We start from the raw sequence: 13895 nt of genomic DNA, 5'->3' as shown, positions 1-13895 counted from the left end.
AAAAGCAGCCGAGCGTGGGCTCGGCTCTACAACTGCGGGCTCAGCGCATCAGCACCACTTCCTCGGCCGAGGTCGGGTGGATCGCCACGGTGTCGTCGAACTGGGCCTTGGTTGCGCCCATCTTCACCGCCACCGCGAAGCCCTGCAGGATCTCGTCGGCCGCTTCGCCCAGCAGGTGGATACCCACCACGCGCTCCTCCGGGCCCGCGCAGACCATCTTGAACAGGCTGCGCTGGGTGCCGTTGGCCAGCGCCTGCAGCATCGGGCGGAAACGGCTGTGGTAAACGCTCACCTGGTCAAAACGCGCGCGCGCTTCCTCTTCGCTCATGCCCACTGCACCCAGCGGCGGATGCGAGAACACCACGCTGGCCACGTTCTCGTAATCCATCTTCGATTGCGGACGTCCACCGAACAGGCGGTCCATCAGCCGCCGTGAAGCGGCCACCGCCACCGGGGTCAGGCCGACCTTGCCAGCGATGTCGCCGACCGCGTGCACGCTCGGCACAGAGGTGGTCTGCCATTCGTCCACCTGCACCTGCTGGTGCTCGCCAATGCCGATGCCGAGCGCTTCCAGGCCCAGATCACGGCTGTTGCCGCGGCGGCCGGTGGCAAAGAACACCGCATCGAACACGCTGTCGATCGGGCCGTCATGGCCGAACGCACGCACGCGCTCGCCATCGCGCTGCAGTTCGCGCAGGCGATAGTCGAAGTGGATCCGCACGCCCTGCTGCTTCAGGTTCTCGGCCAGCTGGTCGGTCAGCTCGTAGTCGAAGCGCTCCAGCAACCGCTTGCCCCGCACCAGCAGGCTCACCTTGCTGCCCAGCGCCTGCAGCAACCCGGCCAGTTCCACCGCGATGTAGCCGCCACCAATGATCGCCACCTCGGCCGGTGCCGCACGCAGATCGAAGAAGTCATCGGAAACCAGGCCCAGTTCAGCGCCGGGAATATCCGGGCGCAGCGGATGCGCGCCGGTGGCGATCAGGATGTGCTCGGCGCTGTAATGCACGCCGTCACTGCAGGCCACGGTATGCGCATCGAGCAGACGGCCGCGCGCAGGGATGCGCACCACGCCGGTTTCATCCAGGCGCTTGTGGTAGCTGGTGTGGATGTTGGTGATGTAGGCCTGGCGATGGATCACCAGCTCCTTCCACGACAGCGCCGGGCGTGCCTCGACATCGAAGCCCATCGCATTGGCCAGGCCGATGCGCTCGTGCAGATCGGCCGCCAGCCACATCGCCTTCTTCGGCACGCAGCCAACATTGACACAGGTACCGCCCAGTTCGCCCGGTTCCAGCATCGCCACGCGCTTGCCATGCTGCGCTGCACGGATGGCACCGGCCAGGCCGGCGGAACCGCCGCCAAGGACGATCAGGTCGTAATCATAAGGTGCAGTGCTCATCGGAATCGCTCGGGTCGGTAAGGGGCAGGATCGATCGCTGGCGTGCGGCCGCAGACGAGATCGGCGATCAGCTGGCCGGTGCCGGCGCTCATGCTGATGCCGAGCATGCCATGCCCCGCTGCAAGCCAGACGTGAGGATGCGCGGGCGCGCGGCCGATCAGCTCAGCGCATGCGCGCCCATCGCTCACCCCTGCTCCGTCCTGCGCCGCATCGGTGGCCACTGCCGATAGGTCATCGCACGCCATACCCACTCGATTGGGCCGAAGCGGAAATGGCGCAGCCACAGGTGCGAGAAGACCACCTGCGCGGCAAACAGCAGCAGCGCGAACAACAGCTGCACGCTGCGCGGCATCATCTCGAACCTGCCCAGGCCATAGTGGTAGAAGGTCCAGGTACACAGCAGCGACTGACCAAGATAGTGGGTCAGCGCCATGCGCCCGACCGGTGCCAGCCAGGCCAACCGCGCACGCCAATGCACGATCCACGCGAGGTAACCCAGGCACATCGGCAGGCCACCGATCGTCACCAGCGCCATCGCCGCCGTCGCCGGCAGGCCGTAGGCACCCGGCGCCAGATAGGGCTTCCAGGCAATACCCAGCAGCGTGACCACGAGGCCCAGCGGCAGTGCCCCCCAACGCAGCACCGCGTACAGCCGCGGAAAGCGCTCCGGCGTCGCCAACGCGCCGCTGGCGGCGAACCAGCTGCCGATCAGGAACATGCCCAGCACTTCCGGGCCGGTGATCAGCAGCGCGCCCATCGAGGTGCCGAACTCGCTCAGGCGCTGCACAGTGGCCTGCGCCCAGCTGCCCTGCCCGTACACCTGCCGCTGTAGGTCGATGCTCTGCTGCGCCTCGGCAAGCATGCCCCGCACCTCTTCGGCCGAAGCCATCGACACCATCGCGCCCACCAGCAGCATCAGCGCAACGCCGCCCAGATAGACGATTACGCCCATCCACGGCAGCCAGCTGCGCGGCGCCTCGCGGCAGGCCAGCAACGGCAACGAGACCAACGCGTACATCACCAGGATGTCGCCGGACCAGACCAGCAGCGCGTGGCACAGGCCGATCAGCAGCAAGCCAGCGCTGCGGCGCAGGTAGAACGGGGTGAAGTCGCGCCCGGCGGCCTCAGCGCGCTGCGCCATCACCGCGAAGCCGGCGCCGAACAGCAGCGAGAACAGGGTGAAGAACTTGCCCTGCACGAACACGTACACAAAGGCATCGGCCCAGTAGTCGATGCCCTTCCAATGTACGTCGATGCCGGTGAAGGCCAGGTCCAGCGGTCCGCTGAAGGCCTCGATGTTCATCAGCAGGATGCCCAGCAGCGCGGCACCGCGCAGCACGTCCAGCACGGCGATGCGTTCGCCGGAAGCGACCGGCTGCAGGGAAGGAGAAGCGGCGTTCACGGGGCGTCCGTCAGGCAGGTCCGCCATTATGCCGCCGGCCCGTACGCCATGGATGGCCGCGCCGTGTTCCAGAAACGCAACGGCCCGCCGAAGCGGGCCGCTGCATCCATCACGATCGCGCTGCGATCAGTGCTGGTGACCACCGTCGCCGTGGACGTGGCCGTGGTCGATCTCTTCCTTGCCGGCTTCGCGCACGTCGACGATCTCGACGTCGAAGTGCAGGTCCTTACCGGCCATCGGGTGGTTCAGGTCGACGTCGACGACGCTCATGCCGACCTTCTGCACGGTCACCGCACGCGGGCCGAAGTTGGTCTGCAGCACGACCTGCTGGCCCGGGGCCAGCTTGGTGTTGCCGAAGTGCTTCTTCGGCACGCGCTGGGACAGGCCTTCACGACGCTCGCCGTAGGCATCGGCCGCCTTGACGTCGACGTTGAAGGTCGCGCCGGCTTCCTTGTCCATCATGGCGTTTTCCAGGCCCGGGATGATGTTGCCGTGGCCGATCAGGATCGCCAGCGGCTCGCCGCGGTCCTTGGACGACTCGATCGGCTCCTGGCCGACTTCGGAAACGGTGTAGTGGAAGCGGACAACGCGGTCTTTTTCGATCTTCATGCGCAACTCTGTCTGGATCTGCCGGAGGCAGGCGGGTTGGGGCGGGTTGTCGCCCGGCGGGGACGCCGCCATCATGACGGCCAATCCAAGGTGGCGCATTATCCGGAGATCATGCACATCACGCCAGTTTCGTCCGGCCCGCGCCGGTTTCTCGCCCCGGCCCTGCTGCTGGCCCTGCCCGTGTTGATGACCGCCTGTGGCGGCGGCAAGGCCACCCGCCCGGCGCCGCCCCCGCCGACGGCGAACTGGCCGAAGACCGTGCCGGACAACCCCGAGGCCGCCAACTCGGTGCTGATGCGGGCCATCAGCCTGGTCGGCACGCCCTACCGCTATGGCGGCAACACCCCGGATTCGGGCTTCGACTGCAGCGGCCTGGTCGCCTATGTCTATCGCGAAATGCTGGACCTGCGACTGCCGCGCACCTCGCGCGACCTGGCCGCCGTACAGGGCCCGAAGATCGATCCGCAGCGCCTGGCCACCGGCGATCTGGTGTTCTTTGGCAGCCGAGGCAGCGTCACCCATGTCGGCATCTATGTAGGTGAGGGGCGTTTCGTGCACGCGCCGAGTACCGGCGGGACGGTACGCCTCGACTCGCTCAGCGGCCCCTACTGGAAAGACCACTACACAGGGGCGAAACGCGTCCTTCGCTAAAATGAACAGGCGATATGTTCAAAACTGTGACGTAAATCACTACTGAAATAACGTTTTACTAACGGAATTTTTAACTTATCGGCGGTTTTACAGGGCATGATGCCCCATCGTTTTTTTCCTGTGACCGACGCGTGACGACTGACGACCTGAAAAGCGAAGGCCAGACTTCCGTATCTTCACGCAGTGCCCGCCCGTTGTTGCTTGGCCTGGCACTGTGCCTGACCAGCCTTCCGGCCTGGTCGCAGACTGCTCCGAACCGTTCCGATGTGCCCCCGGCCCCGGTGGCCGAGAGCGCCGCCCGACCGGCCGCCAAGGCCGAGGCTGCCGCTCCGCAGCGCAGCCGCGTCGATGCCGCCGCCAGCGCCACGCTGGCCGCCCTGCTGCCGCACCTGGCCGCCAACGACACCATTCCGCTGATGGACCGCTCGGCCGTGGTGGCCGGCGACCTCAGCCGCCTGCTCGCCAACTACGACACCAGCAGCGCCGCCAATGGCAGCGTTGTCGGTACCGCCGCCGACAACGGCAAGGTGCAGTCGCTGCTGCGCCGCGCGATGACCCTGCTGGGCACCCCGTACCGTTGGGGTGGCAGCAACCCGGACAGCGGTTTCGACTGCAGCGGCCTGGTCGGTTATGTGTTCCGTTCGGCCCTGGGCATCGAGCTGCCGCGCGTCTCGCGCGAGATGGCCCACGATGACAACGCCGAACTGATCAACGACCGCACCGCGCTGGCTGCCGGTGACCTGGTGTTCTTCGGCCGCAAGGGCCGCGTCGACCATGTCGGCATCTATGTCGGCGACGGTCGCTTCCTGCACGCCCCCAGCTCGGGCAAGGACGTGCGCGTGGACACCCTACTCAGTGGTTACTGGGGCAACAAGTTCATGCAGGCCCGCCGGGTCGACCTCTGACCCGCTGGCGCTACGGCGCCGCCTGACGCGAGAAGCCGCTGCCCTGCAGCGGCTTTTTTGTTGGCAGGAATCCATTGCCCCCCATCCACGCATAGCGTGGATCTACTGGGACCTGCTCGTTGTGCCACCGCCGACCGCCCTGGTAGGTGCCGACCGTTGGTCGGCACTGTGTCTCTCCCCCCACGCATGGCGTGGATCTACGAGGAATGCCCCTTGGCCGGCACCGCGTCGGCCATCCCCAAGCAAAAGGCCCGCCGGTCAGGCGGGCCTTTCATCTCCACGCAACCTCAGCTGCGTGGCGGAGTCGGGTCAGGATCGTCCACGCCCACATTGCTGGACGGATTGTCATACACCGCCTGGTCGAGCAGCCCGGTTTCCTTGGCCACGAGCACCGGCACCAGCATCTGGCCGGTCACATTCGTCATCGTGCGCATCATGTCCAGGATGCGGTCGATGGCATACAGGTAACCGATGGTCTCCAGCGGCAGGTTCGCCGCGCTCAGCACCACCGTGGCCATGATCACCGCAGTACCCGGCACGCCGGCGGTGCCGAAGCTGCCCAGCACCGAGGCGATCAGCACCACCACGTACTGCTCCGGGGTCAGCGGCACGCCGCTGTACTGCGAAATGAACACCGCGCACAGCGCCGGATAGATCGCGCCGCAGCCGTCCATCTTGATGCTGGCGCCCAGCGGCACCGCGAACGAACCGTAGTCCTTGTTCACGCCCAGGTTGTGGGTGATCGAACGCAGCGCCACCGGCATCGCCGCGAAGCTGGACGAGCTGACGAACGCAACCTGCATGCCCGGTGCGGCGCCACGGAAGAACTTCAGCGGGTTCAGGCCGTGCGCCAGCAGCAGCGCGCTGTAGACCACCACGATGTGCAGCGCACAGGCCACGTACAACGCCAGCACGAAATGGCCCAGCGGCAGCAGCTTCTCGAACCCATAGCTGCCGACCAGGCCCGCGATCAGGCCGAAGGTGCCGATCGGGGTGACTTCCAGCACGAAGCGGGTCACCTGGATCATGATGTCGCTCATCTGGCCGACCAGCTTGCGCGCCTCGGTCACCTTCTCGCCCAGCTTGACGATGGCAAAGCCCACCAGGCCGGCGAAGAAGATCACCGGCAGGATCGAGCCGCGACCCGCGGCCAGCACGGTCTCACCGGCCGCGTTGACCTTCGTGCCGATGCCGGACAGCGCATAGAAGACATTGGCCGGCACCACGTCCAGCAGAACCTGCACCACGCTGGGCACTTCGCGCGGCACGTAGTTGCTGGCCATGGACAACTGCAGGCCACCCGCGCCGGGCTGCAGCACCGTACCCACGGCCAGGCCGACACACACTGCCAGCGCGGCGGTGATCACGAACCACAGGAAGGTGCGCCCACTGAGCGCGGCCACGGACTTCTGCCCGTGCAGCGACGAGATCGCGTTGATGACTGCGAAGAACACCAGCGGCACGGCGATCATCTTGATCAGGGTGACGTACAGCTCACCGAGCGGGCCGAACCACGTTTCCGCGGCCGGGCCGAGCGCCCAGCCGGCCAGCGCGCCGAGCACGAAGCCACCGACCACGCGCTGCCAGAACGGAATCCGCAGCCAGGCAGAGACCAGCGTCATAGGCAATCCAGAGGGGAAGGAAGGGATGCTGGCACGATAGCCCAAGGCAGCCCGCAGAACGACCGCCCGGCCGGCAAATCAGTGTGTCATCGGCGTGCCTTGCTGGGGCGGGCATAATGAATGTCCCGTTACAGTTTGTGAGATCCCAGCGTCCATGCGCCGTTCCGTCTCCCTGTTGGCCGCCTGCGCCACCACCCTTCTGCTGGGCGCCTGCGCCAGCACCTCCCCTGCCTCCACCCCGGCCGGCCTGAAGATCGCCGTCGACCCGGTCGCCCATCCGGCCGGCGAGACCCCGCAGTGGTGGTACCGCAGCGGTGCCGCCCAGGCTGCGGCCAATGGTGCGATGTCCGGCAAGGCGAAGAACGTCATCCTGTTCCTCGGTGACGGCATGAGCTTGACCACCGTGGCCGCCTCGCGCATCTACGAGGGCCAGCGCAAGGGCGGCTCCGGCGAGGAGAACCTGCTGTCCTGGGAACGCTTCCCGGCCACGGCGTTCAGCAAGACCTACAACACCGATTCGCAGACGCCTGATTCGGCCGGCACCATGACCGCCATCACCACCGGCGTGAAGACCCACATGGGCGCGATCGGCGTCAGTGCCGGAAGCCGCACCGACTGTGCCGACAGCCTGTCCAAGGGCCTGCTGACCTGGCTGCAGCTGGCCGACAGCGCCGGCCTGGCCACCGGCGTGGTCTCCACCGCCCGCCTGACCCATGCCACCCCCGCTGCCACCTACGCGCACTCGCCCGAGCGCAACTGGGAAAACGACACCGACCTGACTGAAGCGGCCAAGGCGGCCGGCTGCAAGGACATCGCCCAGCAGCTGCTGTCGACCTCGCGCTATGGGCGCGGTCCGCTTGTCGCCCTTGGTGGCGGCCGTGGTGAGTTCACCACCGTGGAAGAGCGCGACCCGGAATACGACGACAAGGTCGGCCAGCGCCTGGACGGCCGCAGCCTGGTCCAGGAATGGCAGCAGGCGCATCCGCAGGGTGCCTATGTCTGGAACAGCAAGCAGCTGGCCGCAGCCGCAAATGCGCCGGCCATCCTTGGCCTGTTCGAGCCGGACCACATGCGCTACGAGTACGAGCGCCCGCAGGATCCGGGCGGTGAGCCGAGCCTGGCCGAACTGACCGCAGCGGCGATCAAGAACCTTTCAAGGCACCCGGAAGGCTACGTACTGATGATCGAAGGCGCGCGCATCGACCACGCCAACCACAGCGGCAATGCCTACCGTGCACTGACCGAGACCGTGGCGCTGTCCGATGCGGTGCGCGTGGCCAACGAGCTGACCTCGGCCGACGACACCCTGATCATCGTCACCGCCGACCACTCGCACACGCTGAACTTCGTCGGCTACCCGGCACGCGGCAACCCGATCCTGGGCAAGGTGAAGGACAAGGGCGGCGAAGACGGCGCCGGCAAGCTGGACTACGCCCTGGACGGCACCGGCCAGCCGTACACCACGCTGAGCTACGCCAACGGCCCAGGCCACACCGGCAGCAGCAACCAGCAGCCGGCCGGGCCGAAGCGTTACCCGCACAACCCAAGCAGCTTCGAACCGGCCAACGGTCGCCCGAACCTGCGCGAGGTCGACACCGAGCATCCGGACTACATGCAGGAAGCGCTGGTGCCGATGAAGTCCGAATCGCATGGTGGTGAGGACGTCGGCATCTGGGCGCGTGGCCCGGGCAGCAAGGCGATCCGCGGCACGCTGGAACAGAACGCGATCTACCACATGATCGTGCAGGCCACCCCGGCCCTGCGCGAGCGCCTGTGCCAGGCCGGCACCTGCGATGACAAGGGCGTGCCGGTGCAGTTGCCGGCACCGACGGGCTTCGAACGCAAGGCCGAGGCCAAGTGATCGCGCGGCAGGCCCGCCCTGCCCCTGCCAGCGGCCGCCTTGCGCGGTCGCTGGCAATGCTTGGCGTGCTGGTCAGTGCCAATGCACAGGCACAGGCACCGGCATGCAAGCTGCTGACCGACGAACACGGGTTGTGGCCGCTCCCCAACTGCGAGGTGGTCGATCACCGGCTGAAGATCAGCGCCGATACGCTGAAGGACCTGAACTACGACGACCACGGCCTGGCCGTGGTGTATGCCGACCAGGGCTTCCACTACGTCGACCGCACGGGCCGCAGCCTGCCGGTGCTGACCTGGGACAACGGCCCGGAAACGCCGCAGGAAGGCCTGCTGCGCGGCCGCGTCGGCAGCCGCGTCGGCTACTTCGACCTGAAGTTCCGCCAGGTGGTGCCCGGCACCTTCGATTTCGCCTGGCCATTCCAGGATGGCGTGGCCGAGGTCTGCAACGGCTGCCGGCGCGGCACGCCGGATGCCGATGGCCACACGCCGATGGAAGGCGGAGAGTGGTTCCGCATCGACCGCTCGGGCCGCCGGGTGAAGTAGGATTTCGGCAGGGCTGCGCCCTGCACCTGCCGAAGCCAAATCAAGATCAAAAGCGGCTCTGGTTTTCTGTGAGTTGGGCGGGACGGTGTGGCTGGTCAGGACACGCCGTAAACCCGTCCATGGGGGCTCGATGGCGCCATCCATGGCGCCAACGGTCCTGCCCACCCACACCGCCCCACCCCCCGACAGATTTCCGGTGACGGTTGGACCATCCACGCCATGCGTGGATCAGATCTGTCAGATATCGAATTGAATCCGGGGTCAGATCCGTTTTCCTGCGGAAAACGGATCTGACCCCATCAACATGTCCAACAGACCGTAGGAAACTGTCGAAGGCGGGGTGGATCCGGTTGCGGGGGCGTGAGCGCCATGGATGGCGCGACCGAGCCTACAGGGACGTATTTACGGCGTCCCCCGCAACCGGACCCACCGCGCCGACGCGCAGGAAACCAGCTTCTGCTGTTGCTTCGGCTCCTGCCGTGGCCGTGGCCTCTGCGGGTGCAGGGCGCAGCCCTGCCGAGCAACCCTATACTTGCCGGCGTGACTGCCTTCCCTGCCCTCGTTCCGCTCGATGCGCCACTGCTGGTGGGCTACAGCGGTGGTGTCGACTCGACCGTGCTGCTGCACTGGCTGTGGCGCTGCGCACAGGCCTCCGGCACGGCGCTGCGTGCGGTGCACGTACACCATGGCCTGCAGGCCGATGCGGACGGCTGGGTGCTGCATTGCCAGCAGCAATGCGCGGCACTGGGCATTGAACTGGCCGTGCATCACGTGCAGATCGACAATCGCGCGGGCCTCGGCCTTGAAGGCGCGGCGCGGCAGGCGCGACGCGCCGCCTTCGCGGCCGAACTGCGCGACGGCGAAACGCTGGCACTGGCGCAGCACCAGGACGATCAGGCCGAGACCTTCCTGCTGCGTGCCCTGCGCGGTTCCGGTATTGACGGCCTGGCGGCGATGTCCGCACACAGCCACATTGGCGGGCATCCGTTATGGCGCCCCCTGCTGCCGGCAACGCGCAACGCGCTGCTCGACTACGCGCGCCAGCACGCGCTGCGCTGGATCGAAGACCCCAGCAATGGCCACGACCACGCCGATCGCAACTTCCTGCGCCTGCAGGTGCTGCCGTTGCTGCGCCAGCGCTGGCCGCATGCGGCTGCGGCATTGGCGGGCAGCGCAATGCACTGCGGGCAGACCCGTGCTCTGCTGGACGAGGAAGACGCCGAGCTGATCGCCCACCTGGAAGTGGCACCACGCGTGCTTTCGCTGCAACTGCTGCGCCAGGTGTCACCGGGGCGTGCCGCGCGCGTGCTGCGCGCCTGGGTGATCGGCCACGGTGCCGCCCCACTGCCGGCCACGGTACTGCAGCAGGGTCTGCACGAACTCCTGCCGGCCAGCAACGATCGCCAGGCGCGGGTGCGCTGGCACGAGCATGCCATCCAGCAATGGCGCGATCACGCCTATCTGCTGCCCGCACAGCTGCCATCGCTGCCCCGCGGGTGGCAGGCCGAATGGGATGGGCGTGCCCCCCTGCCGCTGCCCGATGGTGGTCAACTGCGCCTGCGGGGCGCCGTGGCCTTCGAACGCCCGCTTCAGGTCCGTGCGCGCGTGGGCGGCGAGCGCATCGTGCTGCCCGGTCGCCCGCATTCGCATGCACTGAAGGACTGCCTGCAACGCGAGCACCTGGCGCCCTGGCGGCGCGCCCAGCTGCCGCTGATCTTCGATGGGCCACAGTTGCTCGCTGCCGCCGACGTGGTCATTGCGGCCCCTCTGCAAGCCTGGTTGCAGGCCCAGGATGCTCAGCTGCAGTGGCGTCCCGGCGGCTGGTGAATTGACCCCCGCGCGCAGCCCGTCCACACTTGCCGCATGGCCAAGAAGTCCCCCGAAAACGCCTCCCCGGTCGCCCAGTTCGAGCAGTCGCTCGAATCGCTGGAACAGCTGGTGGAGCAGATGGAAACCGGCGAGCTGAGCCTGGAAGCCTCGCTCAGTGCTTACGAACGCGGCGTCGGTCTGTACCGCCAGTGCCAGCAGGCGCTGGAACAGGCCGAACTGCGCGTGCGCCTGCTCAGCGATCCGGCGCAGCCGGAAGCATCCGAGCCTTTCGATCCGCCCAGCCATGACGGCTGAGGTTCTGTTCGCGCGCTGGCGCGACCGTATCGAAAGCCAGCTCGACGCCGCCCTGCCCTCGCCCGCCGAAGCACCGCAGCGCCTGCACCAGGCCATGCGCTATTCGGTGCTGGGCGGTGGCAAACGCATGCGACCGCTGCTTGTGTACGCCAGTGGCCATCTGTTTGGCGCGCAGCCTGAACACCTTGACGCAGCGGCGATGGCCGTCGAGCTCATCCACGCCTATTCGCTGGTGCACGACGACCTGCCGGCGATGGACGATGACGCGCTGCGACGCGGCAAGCCGACCACCCACATCGCCTTCGACGAAGCCACCGCGATCCTGGCCGGTGACGCCCTGCAGACCCGCGCCTTCGGTCTGCTGGCCGATGCGCCGCTGCCGGCCACGCTGCGCGTGGCCTGCCTGCAGACCCTGGCCCACGCCTCCGGCGCTTCCGGCATGTGCGGTGGCCAGGCGCTGGACATCGACGCCACCGGCCAGCAGCAGACGCTGGCGGCACTGACCCGCATGCATGCGCTGAAGACCGGCGCGCTGATCCGCGCGGCAGTGCGCCTGGGCGCGCTGTGCGGCCAGGCCCACGAACCACAGCTGGCCCAGCTGGACGGCTTCGCCGACGCGCTCGGCCTGGCCTTCCAGGTCCGCGATGACATCCTCGATGTCGAAGCCAGTTCCGAACAGCTGGGCAAGACCGCCGGCAAGGACCAGGCGCAGGACAAGAGCACCTTCCCCGCGCTGCTCGGCATGGACGGTGCGAAGGCGCAGCTGCGCGAACTGGCCGCACGCATGCAGGCCACGCTGGCCGACTATGGCGAAGAAGCCGATGCGCTGCGCGCGCTGGCAACACTGGCGGTGGAACGCGATCACTGATCGCTGGCGTGACGTTGGCGCCAAACAGGAACGCCCGGCAATGCCGGGCGTTCCTGTTTGCGCACGCAGACGGTATTACTTGACCAGGCGCAGCGCGAACGGGTAGCGGTAGGCTTCGCCGTTGTTGGCCTTCACAGCGGCGATGATGCAGAACACCAGGTTCAGGATGCCGACGATCGGCGCCAGGATGCCGCCGATGATCACGATGGTCAGCACGATGCAGATCAGCATCGCAATGGTGATGGTGATCTGGAAGTTCAGCGCTTCCTTGGCCTGGTCTGTCACGAAGGACTTGCTGGCGTCATCCTTGTTGATCAGCCAGATGATCAGCGGGCCGATGAACCAGGTGAAGATGCCCAGCAGGTGCGCGGCCAGCGCCATCGTGCGCTGGTCGGCCGGGGCATTGGTGGTTGCCGGCGGCGGCGGGACGTTATCGAATTCACTCACGACAAAACTCCTTTTCATTGGGTGGTCTTGACCCACCAGCACCAAGCTGGATGCGTCAGGCGGGCATAGCTTACGCCATCGATGCCATCAATCATTACCGGCAATGGTCATCCGCCCCAGCAGGATCGAGCCGGTCCGGATGTGCGAGCGCGGGTCGACGTCGCTGCCGACCGCCTCGATGCTGCTGAACATCTCGCGCAGGTTGCCGGCGATGGTGATGCCGTCCACCGGGTACTGGATCTCGCCGTTCTCGACACGGAAGCCGCCGGCGCCGCGCGAATAGTCGCCGGTCACCCCGTTCACACCCTGCCCCATCAGCTCGGTCACCAGCAGGCCGTCACCCATCTGCCGGGCGATCTCTTCGAGCGAGCCGGCATTGGCCGCCAGCTGCAGGTTGTGCACGCCGCCAGCATTGGCGGTGGTCTGCAGGCCCAGCTTGCGCGCCGAATAGCTGCCCAGCACATAGCGCTGCAGCACGCCGTCACGGACCAGCGCCGAAGCACGGGTGGCCACGCCGTCGCCGTCGAAGGCGGCTGAGCGCAGGCCGCGGCGCAGGTGCGGCAGTTCGTCAATCTGCATCCACTCCGGGAACAGGCGCTGGCCGACGCTGTCCAGCAGGAAACTGGCCTGGCGGTACAGCGCGCCGCCGGACACTGCCGACAGCAGGTGGCCGACCAGGCTGCGCGCCACTTCCGGGGCGAACAGCACCGGCATGCTGCCAGTGGCCAACGAACGCGGCTGCAGGCGGGCGATGGTGCGCTCGGCGGCGCGACGGCCGACCAGGCCCACGTCTTCCAGGTCCCCCTGCGCCAGCGCGCTGGTGTACCAGCCATCGCGCTGCATGCCGTCGCCCTGCCCGGCGATCAGCGCGCAGCCGATAGAATGGTGGGTGCCGCGCTCACGGCCGAAGAAGCCGTGCGAATTGGCGTACACCGACAGGCTCTGCATGCTCGACACGGAAGCGCCATCGGAATTGCGGATCTGCGCATCGGCCTCGCGGCCAGCGGCCTCGCAAGCCAGGGCCAGGTCCACCGCCTCATCGGCCTGCAGCGCCCACGGGTGCCAGCCATCCAGGTCCGGGAAGTCGGTGGCCATCAGTGCGGCCTCGGCCAGGCCGGCGGCCGGGTCATCCTCGGTATGCCGTGCGATCGCGCAGGCCTGCTCGACCGTAGCGGCCAGGCTGGCCTCGTTCAGGTCGCCAGTGCTGGCACTGCCCTTGCGCTGCCCGAAATAGACGGTCACGGCGATGCCACGGTCACGGGTGGACTGCACGGTCTCGACCTCGCCGAGGCGGACATTGACCTCCAGGCCGCGGTCCTCGCTGCAGCTGACCTCGGCCTGGCTGGCGCCCAGCGCGCGGGCGCGGTCGAGCAGCTGCTGGGAGAGGTCGGCCAGCCGTTCCAGCCGGGCCAGGCTGTCGTCGCCGACGGCCACTTCAGGGGCGATCACGTTCAATGCTTTATCC

13 protein-coding genes and 1 pseudogene are annotated in these 13895 nt (G+C 67.5%); 7 read left to right on the top strand and 7 right to left on the bottom strand.

Annotated features, from left to right (window positions below; translation table 11 throughout):
• Nucleotides 1-40 precede the first annotated feature (40 nt).
• The 4 genes and pseudogenes from gorA to WDC87_RS00485 form a co-directional block, all read right to left on the bottom strand.
• Complete coding sequence (gorA, locus tag WDC87_RS00500) at nt 41-1399, bottom strand: glutathione-disulfide reductase (RefSeq protein WP_072168518.1); 1359 nt, start codon at nt 1397-1399, stop codon at nt 41-43.
• Nucleotides 1396-1560: pseudogene (locus WDC87_RS00495) on the bottom strand (amino acid dehydrogenase); the annotation flags it as partial. The gene gorA and the pseudogene WDC87_RS00495, both read right to left, overlap by 4 nt.
• A gap of 23 nt (nt 1561-1583) precedes the next feature.
• Nucleotides 1584-2828 (bottom strand): DUF418 domain-containing protein, encoded by a 1245-nt coding sequence (locus tag WDC87_RS00490; protein ID WP_252745392.1) that lies wholly within the window; start codon nt 2826-2828, stop codon nt 1584-1586.
• Nucleotides 2829-2927: 99 nt separating this feature from the next.
• Nucleotides 2928-3410, bottom strand: a complete 483-nt coding sequence (locus WDC87_RS00485) for a peptidylprolyl isomerase (protein ID WP_005418041.1) — start codon at nt 3408-3410, stop codon at nt 2928-2930.
• 111 nt (nt 3411-3521) lie between these two features.
• On the opposite strand from WDC87_RS00485, the gene WDC87_RS00480 reads away from it, so the two are divergent.
• Nucleotides 3522-4061 carry a C40 family peptidase gene (locus WDC87_RS00480; RefSeq protein ID WP_005418044.1) on the top strand — a complete coding sequence of 180 codons (540 nt, stop codon included), beginning with the start codon at nt 3522-3524 and terminating at the stop codon, nt 4059-4061.
• 197 nt (nt 4062-4258) lie between these two features.
• Nucleotides 4259-4966, top strand: a complete 708-nt coding sequence (locus tag WDC87_RS00475; RefSeq protein ID WP_227836959.1) for a C40 family peptidase — start codon at nt 4259-4261, stop codon at nt 4964-4966.
• Between the two features lie 287 nt (nt 4967-5253).
• Here the strand turns inward: WDC87_RS00475 and WDC87_RS00470 are convergent, their stop codons facing one another.
• Nucleotides 5254-6588 carry a dicarboxylate/amino acid:cation symporter gene (locus WDC87_RS00470; RefSeq protein WP_072168520.1) on the bottom strand — a complete coding sequence of 445 codons (1335 nt, stop codon included), beginning with the start codon at nt 6586-6588 and terminating at the stop codon, nt 5254-5256.
• 154 nt (nt 6589-6742) lie between these two features.
• Here WDC87_RS00470 and WDC87_RS00465 point away from each other — a divergent pair, with 154 nt between their 5' ends.
• From WDC87_RS00465 to WDC87_RS00445, 5 genes are all read left to right on the top strand, one after another.
• A complete protein-coding gene (locus WDC87_RS00465; RefSeq protein WP_252745391.1) occupies nt 6743-8449 on the top strand; it encodes an alkaline phosphatase in 1707 nt (568 codons plus the stop codon).
• Nucleotides 8446-8991, top strand: coding sequence for a WG repeat-containing protein (locus WDC87_RS00460; protein WP_188240763.1), 546 nt, complete (start codon nt 8446-8448; stop codon nt 8989-8991). Before WDC87_RS00465 ends, WDC87_RS00460 begins: the two co-directional genes overlap by 4 nt.
• A gap of 540 nt (nt 8992-9531) precedes the next feature.
• Nucleotides 9532-10818 carry a tRNA lysidine(34) synthetase TilS gene (gene tilS, locus WDC87_RS00455; protein WP_181357781.1) on the top strand — a complete coding sequence of 429 codons (1287 nt, stop codon included), beginning with the start codon at nt 9532-9534 and terminating at the stop codon, nt 10816-10818.
• Between the two features lie 36 nt (nt 10819-10854).
• Nucleotides 10855-11115 carry an exodeoxyribonuclease VII small subunit gene (locus WDC87_RS00450; protein ID WP_005410522.1) on the top strand — a complete coding sequence of 87 codons (261 nt, stop codon included), beginning with the start codon at nt 10855-10857 and terminating at the stop codon, nt 11113-11115.
• Nucleotides 11105-11983, top strand: a complete 879-nt coding sequence (locus WDC87_RS00445) for a farnesyl diphosphate synthase (protein WP_072168525.1) — start codon at nt 11105-11107, stop codon at nt 11981-11983. Before WDC87_RS00450 ends, WDC87_RS00445 begins: the two co-directional genes overlap by 11 nt.
• Nucleotides 11984-12058: 75 nt before the next feature.
• Here WDC87_RS00445 and WDC87_RS00440 read toward each other — a convergent pair whose 3' ends face one another.
• Together WDC87_RS00440 and pmbA are read right to left on the bottom strand one after the other, a co-directional pair.
• Entirely contained in the window at nt 12059-12430 is a 372-nt protein-coding gene (locus WDC87_RS00440; protein WP_005418071.1) for a DUF4870 domain-containing protein, read from the bottom strand.
• An 87-nt stretch (nt 12431-12517) separates the two neighbouring features.
• Nucleotides 12518-13885 carry a metalloprotease PmbA gene (gene pmbA, locus WDC87_RS00435; protein ID WP_072168526.1) on the bottom strand — a complete coding sequence of 456 codons (1368 nt, stop codon included), beginning with the start codon at nt 13883-13885 and terminating at the stop codon, nt 12518-12520.
• Between the last annotated feature and the right edge of the window lie 10 nt (nt 13886-13895).

The sequence above is a fragment of the Stenotrophomonas maltophilia group sp. Smal12 genome (assembly GCF_037079935.1).
GTDB lineage: Bacteria > Pseudomonadota > Gammaproteobacteria > Xanthomonadales > Xanthomonadaceae > Stenotrophomonas > Stenotrophomonas sepilia.
This window is presented reverse-complemented; position numbering and strand designations above follow the sequence as displayed.

Bases quoted from the DNA above. Each gene is read 5' to 3' on its own strand.
- gorA (WP_072168518.1), bottom strand. From the start codon at position 1,399: ATGAGCACTGCACCTTATGATTACGACCTGATCGTCCTTGGCGGCGGT.
- WDC87_RS00490 (WP_252745392.1), bottom strand. From the start codon at position 2,828: ATGGCGGACCTGCCTGACGGACGCCCCGTGAACGCCGCTTCTCCTTCC.
- WDC87_RS00485 (WP_005418041.1), bottom strand. From the start codon at position 3,410: ATGAAGATCGAAAAAGACCGCGTTGTCCGCTTCCACTACACCGTTTCC.
- WDC87_RS00480 (WP_005418044.1), top strand. From the start codon at position 3,522: ATGCACATCACGCCAGTTTCGTCCGGCCCGCGCCGGTTTCTCGCCCCG.
- WDC87_RS00470 (WP_072168520.1), bottom strand. From the start codon at position 6,588: ATGACGCTGGTCTCTGCCTGGCTGCGGATTCCGTTCTGGCAGCGCGTG.
- WDC87_RS00465 (WP_252745391.1), top strand. From the start codon at position 6,743: ATGCGCCGTTCCGTCTCCCTGTTGGCCGCCTGCGCCACCACCCTTCTG.
- WDC87_RS00450 (WP_005410522.1), top strand. From the start codon at position 10,855: ATGGCCAAGAAGTCCCCCGAAAACGCCTCCCCGGTCGCCCAGTTCGAG.
- WDC87_RS00445 (WP_072168525.1), top strand. From the start codon at position 11,105: ATGACGGCTGAGGTTCTGTTCGCGCGCTGGCGCGACCGTATCGAAAGC.